Below are 1,547 nucleotides of genomic sequence, written 5' to 3'. Positions count from 1 at the left end.
CGCGCATCAAGCCCGCTGTCGCCAGAGAGCGCCTCTTCCGCCTCGACGAGATCGCTCGCGATCTTTTCGGAATGCATCATCAAGGCGCGTTCTTCGGCGAGGGATGTTTCTTCCCCCGCCTGTGGTGCGAGTTCATCGAGCTCTGCGACAACATGGGTGAGATAGTCCTGCTCGGCCTTTGCGCGTGCGAGCATCGCTTCATGTTCCGCCAGCGCCTCCCGCGCTGCGGATGCCGTGTTCCAGAGCTTGCGGAGCTGTTGCAGCTTGCCCTCAAAGCCGCCAAAAGCATCAAGAATGGCGCGGTGGCCGGAGGCGTCCAGCAGGCCGCGCTCATCATGCTGGCCATGCACCTCGACAAGCTGATCGCCGATCTGGCGCAAAAGACCCACACTGACCGGCTGATCATTCACGAAGGCGCGGGAGCGGCCATCCCTTGTCTGCACGCGGCGGAGAATGAGATCGCCGTCATCCTCGATACCGTTCTCGCGCAGGATCGCGCGGGCAGGATGATCCGCACTCACATCAAAAACGGCGCTGACGCTGCCCTGCTCTGCGCCCTGCCGCACCAGCCCCGCATCGGCGCGCGCGCCAATCGCAAGCCCCAGCGCATCAAGAAGAATGGACTTGCCTGCCCCCGTCTCGCCCGTAAGCGTGCATAGCCCGCTATCAAGCGAAAGCTCCAGCCTTTCAATCAGAACGATATCGCGGATCGACAGCGCGGCGAGCATGCAACACGCCTTCTCTGGCAAGTCCCAAAATCAGAAAACGGTTTTCCAGGCGCGGCTTATCCAGGAATCCTTGCTCTCTACCGGTTCAAGCCCCTGATTGGCGAGCAGCGCATAGGCATCTTCATACCAGTCGCTGCCGGGGAAATTGTAACCAAGGATGGCAGCTGCGGTCTGCGCTTCCGTGGTAACGCCGAGCGCAAGATAAGCCTCTGTCAGCCGCTCCAGCGCCTCAGGCGTATGTGTCGTCGTCTGATAACGCTCGATGACAATGCGGAACCGGTTGATCGCAGCAATATAGTCGTGCCGCGTGAGATAGTAGCGGCCAATCTCCATCTCCTTGCCCGCCAGATGGTCCAGCGTGAGATCGATCTTGAGCCGCGCATCACGCGCATATTCGCTCTGCGGGAAACGGCGCGTCAGTTCATAGAAGGAGTTGAGCGCGCTCTCCGTCATCTTCTGGTCGCGGCCCACATCGGAGATCTGCTCATAATAGGAAAGGCCGATCAGGTAGTAGGCGTAAGGTACATCCTTGTTGCTCGGATGCAGCGAAATGAAACGCTGCGCCGCAAGGATCGTCTCGTCATACTTGTTGACCTTGTAGTTCGCGTAGGCGCCCATCAGCATGGATCGCCGCGCCCACTCCGAATAGGGATGCTGGCGCTCCACCTCTCCGAAGTACTGGACGGCCTGGTTCCACAGCCCACGATCGAGCCGGTTCGCCCCGGTCGCGTAAAGCAGTTCGACGGGGCGTTCTTCATAGGCGAGACGCGGCTGCTTCTTCTTCCCGGCGCAACCAGCCAGGGCGAGTACGGCGACGCC

General features: G+C 60.7%; 2 protein-coding genes. Both read right to left on the bottom strand.

Annotated features, from left to right (window positions below):
• The coding region (locus WBF74_RS06180) for an AAA family ATPase (protein WP_424436778.1) at positions 1–728 on the bottom strand (728 nt) is incomplete at its 3' end.
• A gap of 30 nt (positions 729–758) precedes the next feature.
• Positions 759–1,547: outer membrane protein assembly factor BamD (locus WBF74_RS06175; RefSeq protein WP_424436775.1), on the bottom strand; the 789-nt coding region annotated here is incomplete at its 5' end.

This window comes from Parvibaculum sp., from assembly GCF_049672805.1.
Taxonomy (GTDB): domain Bacteria; phylum Pseudomonadota; class Alphaproteobacteria; order Parvibaculales; family Parvibaculaceae; genus Parvibaculum.
Note: the sequence above shows the minus strand (reverse complement) of the source record. Positions and strands in the feature narration are given on the sequence as shown.